5 protein-coding genes and 1 pseudogene are annotated in these 6,716 nt (G+C 64.0%); 1 reads left to right on the forward strand and 5 read right to left on the reverse strand.

Features of this window, described 5'->3' with window-relative positions:
• Positions 1–103: 103 nt before the first annotated feature.
• Positions 104–871: a hypothetical protein gene (locus DBR20_RS12840; protein WP_108266443.1), complete on the reverse strand. Its 768-nt coding sequence runs from the start codon at positions 869–871 to the stop codon at positions 104–106.
• 257 nt (positions 872–1,128) lie between these two features.
• On the opposite strand from DBR20_RS12840, the gene DBR20_RS12845 reads away from it, so the two are divergent.
• Positions 1,129–2,376, forward strand: coding sequence for an arsenic transporter (locus tag DBR20_RS12845; protein ID WP_108266444.1), 1,248 nt, complete (start codon positions 1,129–1,131; stop codon positions 2,374–2,376).
• Between the two features lie 24 nt (positions 2,377–2,400).
• Here DBR20_RS12845 and DBR20_RS12850 read toward each other — a convergent pair whose 3' ends face one another.
• The 4 genes and pseudogenes from DBR20_RS12850 to DBR20_RS23155 form a co-directional block, all read right to left on the reverse strand.
• Positions 2,401–3,750 carry a chloride channel protein gene (locus DBR20_RS12850; RefSeq protein WP_108266445.1) on the reverse strand — a complete coding sequence of 450 codons (1,350 nt, stop codon included), beginning with the start codon at positions 3,748–3,750 and terminating at the stop codon, positions 2,401–2,403.
• A gap of 231 nt (positions 3,751–3,981) precedes the next feature.
• Positions 3,982–4,479 carry a hypothetical protein gene (locus DBR20_RS12855; RefSeq protein WP_146187003.1) on the reverse strand — a complete coding sequence of 166 codons (498 nt, stop codon included), beginning with the start codon at positions 4,477–4,479 and terminating at the stop codon, positions 3,982–3,984.
• 306 nt (positions 4,480–4,785) lie between these two features.
• Positions 4,786–5,121 carry a hypothetical protein gene (locus DBR20_RS21905; RefSeq protein WP_146187004.1) on the reverse strand — a complete coding sequence of 112 codons (336 nt, stop codon included), beginning with the start codon at positions 5,119–5,121 and terminating at the stop codon, positions 4,786–4,788.
• A gap of 440 nt (positions 5,122–5,561) precedes the next feature.
• Positions 5,562–6,716 (reverse strand): annotated as a pseudogene (locus DBR20_RS23155) (excinuclease ABC subunit A); the annotation flags it as partial.

A 6,716-nucleotide genomic window follows, 5' to 3' on the forward strand; every position in this document is an offset into this window, starting at 1 on the left:
CCGCGAAGTCGGATCCAGGCGCATCTTCAGTCTACGCTGCAGGATCGACTGTCACTGATGGTTGCTGAAGAGTGGTGGATGAGTGCGGCTGAGACGCTGGACGCTACACACAGGATGGCTGCGTGACCTGCAGCGTCGACGGGGATGGCGCCTGCTCCGGTTCGGGCTCTTGGATGGAAGCTTCCAGCAGTGCCACGTAGGTATCCAACCGGATGCGCTGACCGATAAGTACCCAGCCCATCAGATAGAAGAACGCCATTCCAAAGATGAGCAGCGCGCCTGCCCAGCCAACATCAAAGACAGCGCCCCAATCGCCCCATTTCCAGCTGCGAAACTGAAGGTAGAGTGCGATAAGCAGTGGAAACGGGCCAAGACGCTGCAGTCCTCCGTACATCAAGCCCATGCGGTCGATCATATTGGTCCGCAGGTTGCTGACGTACTTGAGACGTTGCTCGCGCTGGCCCCTCGGAAAGCTGCGGAGGTCTGTAATCACCGCCCGCCAATGAGTGAACTCGCTGTCCATTTCCCTGGCATGCGACAACCTGGGCTGGATGTACTGGTGAAGCTCTCTCTGTGCCATAAGCACGACACTGAGAACGAAACCTGCGATCTCAACAACCAGACAAACCACGACAAGCACCACCGCGACATTGACAGGCAGCCATCGGGCAGGGGCGAGGCCGATCAGAACACCGATGACGGCTGCGAGCATGCCCACCCAGAACGACCACTTCTCCAATCGGCCCGCCTTCGGGTAGATGCTGTGATCGACCAGTCCCTGCACACGCCCATAAAGCCACTGGAAGGTCAGTTCCTCCCGCGGTTCGGCCTGCGCGGGTGAATCGAATGCGATGCCTGCCTGCATGTCCATCGCGCCCCCTGTCCCATCGACGTTTGTGTCGGTCAGCGAATCGTAGCCGAGGCGGGTTTCAGATGGCGCCTTGCCGGTCAGCGGCCGGCACCGCCCTCGAATCGCGGGAGTCCGGAATCGGAATTACCGTGACGCGTCACGCGTGAATTGCGTGAACCATCTACCGGGTATGATGCCGGCTTTCTCGCACTTGCCGCGATGCAGCGTGCGCGTTGCTGTTGGCTACGCGCCGGTGCAGCTGAGACCCCACTTACTCCATGCTTGCTTCCTATTCCCCCTTCATCATCTGGGCGGCCGTGGCCGTTGCCACCGTTGGCCTGCTGTTCCGGCCGTTCCGTATTCCGGAATACGTGTGGGCGCTGGGCGCGGCCGCGCTGCTTCCGCTGCTCGGGGCGGTGTCGCTCGGCACGACCTGGCATGCGGTCGCCGAAGGGCGGGATGTCTACCTGTTCCTGATCGGCATGATGGTGCTGGCCGAGCTGGCACGGCGCGAGGGCCTGTTCGACTGGCTGGCGCTGTATGCGGTGCGGCATGCCGGCGGTTCGGGGCGGCGCCTGTTCGATCTGGTGTTCCTGGTTGGCACGGTGGTAACGGTGTTCCTGTCCAACGATGCCACGGCGGTGGTGCTGACGCCCGCGGTCTACGCGGCATGCAAGGCGGCCCGCGCCAATCCCCTGCCCTATCTGTTCGTCTGCGCGTTCATCGCCAACGCGGCCAGCTTCGTGCTGCCCATTTCCAACCCGGCCAACCTGGTGGTGTACGGCAACCACATGCCCTCGCTGCTGCAATGGCTGGCGCAGTTCGCGCTGCCTTCGTTGGCTGCGATTGGCGCCACTTATCTGGTGCTGCGCTGGGTGCACCGCCGCGAGATCGCACAGCCGCTGGCCGCCGCGCCCGCGCATCGCCCGCTTACCGAGGGTGGCCGGCTGAGTGCGTTGGGCGTGTTGTTCACCGGCACCGTGTTGCTGGTGACCTCTGCACTGAATGGCCCGCTGGGCCTGGCCACCTTCTGTGCGGGTGCATTGAGCGTAGCGGTGGTGGCGATCCGCCAGCGCCGCGGCCCGCTGCCGCTGATGCGCCACGTGTCGTGGGGCGTGCTGCCGCTGGTGGCCGGCCTGTTCGTGCTGGTTGAAGCGGTGTCGCAGACCGGTGTCATCCAGACGGCGGCCAGCGCCCTGCAGACGCTGGCACAGACCTCGCCGCACCAGGCGGGCGGGCTTGCCGGCGCCGCAGCCGCACTGCTCAGCAACGTGGCCAACAACCTACCGGTGGGCCTGGCGGCCGGCTCGCTGGGGCAGATGGCCGAGCTGCCGGCGCAGACGCGCGCGGCGTTGCTGATCGGCGTGGACCTGGGCCCGAACCTGTCGGTGACCGGCTCGCTCGCCACCATGCTGTGGCTGGTAGCGCTGCGTCGCGAAGGCGAGCACGTCAGCGCGCTCGACTTCCTGCGGGTCGGCGCGCTGGTGATGCCGCCCGCGCTGATCGGCGCGTTGCTGCTGCTCTGATCAGCACGCGGGCTGGAACGGCACTTAGTCCGTAGGGCGTGGTGCAGCTGTGACTTTCTGGCCGCCATCAACTGCGCTGCTGGCCAGCAGCTGTTCGGCCAGCCCGCGGTAGATCGGCACCCGGCAGACCATGCCGGACACGCCCCGGGCAATCAGTACGGTGGCCAGGATCGGCAGCAGCAGATCGCCGCTGTCGGTCAGTTCCAGCGAGATCACTGCCGAGGTCAGTGGCGCCTGGGTTACGCCTGTCAGGTAGGCGCACATGCCCAGCAGCACGAACGCCTTCGGGTCCACCGCCGGCATCAGCACCGCCAGGTTGTGCCCCAGCCCGGCCCCCACCGCCAAGGCGGGTGAGAACAGCCCGCCGGGTATGCCCGCCACGTAGGACGCCAGGTTGGCGAGCAGCTTCATCAGGCCGAACTCGTGACCGACGATGGCCTGGCCCTGCACGAGACTGCGCGCCTGCTCGTAGCCGGTACCGAACGCGCCGTCGCCGAAGATCAGCGCCAGTACCACCACGATCAAGCCACAGGCCGCGGCCAGTAGCACCGGATGGTCCCGCTTGAGGCTGCCCAGCCAGCGCGGATGACCGGACATGGTCAGCAGTACCACCCGGGCGAACAGTCCGCCCAGCAGGCCGGCGACCACGCCGCACAACACAATGGCGCCCCACGCCTGGCCCAGGGGCAGCAGCGTCGAGACGTGGCCGAAGTAGGTGTAGTTGCCCAGCAGGCCCAAGGACACCACGCCGCCCACGATGACCGCGGTGAGCAAGGTGCCCGAGAAGCGGTGCTCGAAGCGCCCGCTCAACTCTTCGATGGCGAACACGATGCCCGCCAGCGGCGTATTGAAGGCCGCGGCGATGCCGGCCGCGCCACCTGCCAGCAGGAAGTGCGACAGCTCGCGGGGATCCTTGAACCCGAACCAGCGCCCGAACAGGTACATCAGGCTGGCCCCCACGTGCACGGTGGGGCCTTCGCGGCCAACCGACGCGCCGCCAAGCAGGGACAGCGAGGTCAGCAGCAGTTTGCCCGCCGAAACCGCAGGCGAGAGGTTGACCTGCCGGAATTCCGGGTCCGGCTGTTCCAGCGATGCGATGACCTGCGGAATGCCGCTGCCCCGGGTGGGCTTGAGCGCACCGGCGGTCAGCCAGGCCAGCAGCGCGAAGATGCCCGGCGTGAGCAGCAACGCCCACCAGGGGGAATGGGCAATGACGCGCTGGAAGACATGGAAGGCGGCATCGCTGGCCTTGGCGAACACGATGGCAACCAACGCCACCGCCACCGCGCCGGTCCACAATGCCGCGCGCCGGCGCCATCCTTCGGTCAGCACCATCGCTGAAATACGGGTGCGGAGACGTTGAAGATCGAACATCGGGCGATTCTGCGAGCGTCGGTGGTTCCAAGGAAGTGGCGAGTGTGGCGGCTGAGCCTGCTGCATCCGGTGAAATGGCAGGCTGCTTCCCAGGCACTGCTGCCGGAGGCAGGAATACACGCAGTCGGCCCGTTCCTGGGGAGGATTGCGTCCGAGCCTGCCTGGTTTCCTCTGCCAGCCCGGCGGTGGTGCGTCGCGCTTGTGGGGCCACCTGCATGGGGCGATGGTCCGTTAGACACCAGTCAACGGCGTTTCCGACCAGATCGGGAAGTACTGCCTGCAATTCCAGGCTTTCGAGAACCAACAGGCCCGGACGGCCACATAGGTTTCCGGCCTGGAACAAGCACCACCCTTGGTGCACTTGCCCGAAAGGACCGCAGACTGGCCTGGGGCAAGCTTTGTGCTGTGAACCATAAGCACCATTCCTTCCGGCGACTCCGGGAACGGCTCTGGATCTGGCAAGCGAATGGTGTCGAACGTCAGATACGGATTGAGATACAGGATCGGCCGCGCCGTGTCGTTGCGCAGCTCTATGGCGTAGTCCCCTGTAGCGGGGTCGTAGGAGCGAATCGAAAGCGTGACGCCGTCGGAGAGCTGAGGCAACGTAGTACAGCCTGCCAGCAGACATGCTGCCATGAAGGATAGATACCCCTTCATGGCGCTTATCCGTCCAAGCGGTGGTCCCTCGGAATTGCTTTCGGGTGCCTTGGATTCGCTGCGATCACGCATGCTCGGCATCCCGTCCAGTGGACATTATGGGTCTGAAGCGGAGGCTGGCATCGACCACGCCGCAAAGGTATCCGCAAGGCCTGCTTTCTGCCAGAAGCGGACATTTGGAACTCCCGCGTCAATCGGACCCGCGATGCTGAGCTGCTTTTGGTTGGTCTACGCGCTGGGCAGAGATCCCCAGCTGCCGCTCCCGCTATCCCAGGAACTCTTGTTCCGAAATTGGATCGGGAGGGTGGTTACACTCGATTCAATAGCAATCAACCATATCAGCGGTTCGTCCATGACAATGACTGAGGATCACTGAATTCAGCTCGAAGTTAGCAAGTATGTTCGGACTCCGATAGAACCCACGTCTTCACCCGCCAGATAGAGTGCGCCGGTCACGCCATCAGGTAGCGCCTGTACTCGCCTCCTGCCTGTATCTATTGCATCCACATGAATAGAGGTGGCACGGACGTTGACTGGAGCGGTGCGCGGGCGTCCCAGCTGGATATCTTCCAGTGTCCTTGGAACTTCATACATCGAGACAAACTTGTCACCGACGCATATAGGGCCGCCTGTGACGACAAATCCTACGTACACCGACTTCCCAGTGCGATCTTTGGTGATCGCCTCAACAAAGAACTCAACGTTCGAAGTCATGACTGGCTTCCAGCTATGGTGATGCGATGGACTTCTGCGATTTGTTCCAGGGCCAAGTTTTGTTGCTGCGTTCGGCAAATGCAATCAGCGTTGCCCGGCGCCCCATTCCGCGAGGAGCGGTTGTGTGGCTCAGGCCAACCGAATCAGGCTACTCACGGGGACGTATCGGATGCACCTCTATGATCTTCACGTTCCCCGCGCCCGGAGCCGCAGTCAGCACCTGAAGTAGCTCTCTGCGCTCCGCGTCGGTGTGTTGAGTCGAATTCTGGCGTCGCAGCAATCGATGGTACTGGCTTACGTCATCTCTCGGCGCGGTCATGTCCGCACTGTCTCGCAAATGGATAGTTGCACTTCTATCGGAATCTCAGCTAGACCGCGGGTCCGCTCTCGGCCAGTAGCGGACGATGCCCTGACGGCCACAGCTCAGATCCTAACTCGACTCAGTCGCCCTGCCCCAGCTCCCGCGCAAGGAACGGCGCCGTCCTACTTCCCCTGGCGCGAGCGACCTGATGTGGCGTTCCCTTCGCCACGATGGTGCCACCCGCACTGCCAGCGCCGGGCCCTAGGTCGATCACCCAATCCGCCTGCGCGACGGCACGCATGTCATGCTCGATCATCACCACCGTATTTCCGGCTTCAACCAGCCGCTGCAGCTGGACCAGCAGCCTGTCCACGTCCGATGCATGCAGGCCGGTAGTGGGTTCGTCCAGTACGTAAAGCGTGCGCCCGCGCTGGCTGCGCTGCAACTCGGTCGCCAGCTTGATGCGTTGTGCTTCACCGCCTGACAGTTCCGTGGCCGGCTGGCCCAGCCTCAGGTAGCCCAAACCGATTTCCTTCAGCAGCTGCAGCGGGCGGGCAATGGCATCCTCCTCGATGAAGAACGCATGCGCCTGGTCTACCGTCATCTGCAGGACCTCGGCGATGTTGCGGTCGTTCCACAGCACCTTCAGCGTGGCCTCGTTGTAGCGGGCGCCGTGGCAAGTGGGGCACGGTGCATAGACGCTGGGCATGAACAGCAGTTCGACGCTGACGAATCCTTCGCCCTCGCAGGTCTCGCATCGGCCCTTGGCAACGTTGAACGAGAAGCGGCCCGCATCGAAACGCCGGCGGCGTGCCGCCGGCGTCGCGGCGAACAACTTGCGCACGTGGTCGAACAACCCGGTATAGGTGGCCAGATTGGACCGTGGCGTGCGGCCGATGGGCTTCTGATCCACCTGCACCACCCGCTGGATGGCGTCCACATCGCCTGCCAACCGACCTCGCGTCACTTCGATCACTGTTGGCCCGTCCGTAGACGCGCCCTCGGCGCCATCGTCCGCGGGCTCATGCCCAAGATGCAGCAGCATCAGCTCAGGCAGTGCCTGTGCCATCAGGCTGGACTTGCCCGATCCCGAAATGCCGGTCACTGCGGTCAGCAGCCCCAGCGGCAGCTGCGCATCCACGCCCTGCAGGTTGTGGCGGTGGATGCCCTTCAGTTCCAGCCAGTTCCCGGCGCTGCGCTGCCGGCTGGCAGGCGCAGACACCTGGTCGAACAGATACAGGGCCGTGCGTGAATCCTGTACGTGCCGCAGACCATCCGGCTCGCCGCTGTAGAG

This window comes from Stenotrophomonas sp. HMWF023, from assembly GCF_003060985.1.
In the GTDB taxonomy this organism is placed as follows: Bacteria; Pseudomonadota; Gammaproteobacteria; order Xanthomonadales; family Xanthomonadaceae; genus Stenotrophomonas; species Stenotrophomonas lactitubi.

Bases quoted from the DNA above. Each gene is read 5' to 3' on its own strand.
- DBR20_RS12840 (WP_108266443.1), bottom strand. From the start codon at position 871: ATGGACATGCAGGCAGGCATCGCATTCGATTCACCCGCGCAGGCCGAA.
- DBR20_RS12845 (WP_108266444.1), top strand. From the start codon at position 1,129: ATGCTTGCTTCCTATTCCCCCTTCATCATCTGGGCGGCCGTGGCCGTT.
- DBR20_RS12850 (WP_108266445.1), bottom strand. From the start codon at position 3,750: ATGTTCGATCTTCAACGTCTCCGCACCCGTATTTCAGCGATGGTGCTG.
- DBR20_RS12855 (WP_146187003.1), bottom strand. From the start codon at position 4,479: ATGCGTGATCGCAGCGAATCCAAGGCACCCGAAAGCAATTCCGAGGGA.
- DBR20_RS21905 (WP_146187004.1), bottom strand. From the start codon at position 5,121: ATGACTTCGAACGTTGAGTTCTTTGTTGAGGCGATCACCAAAGATCGC.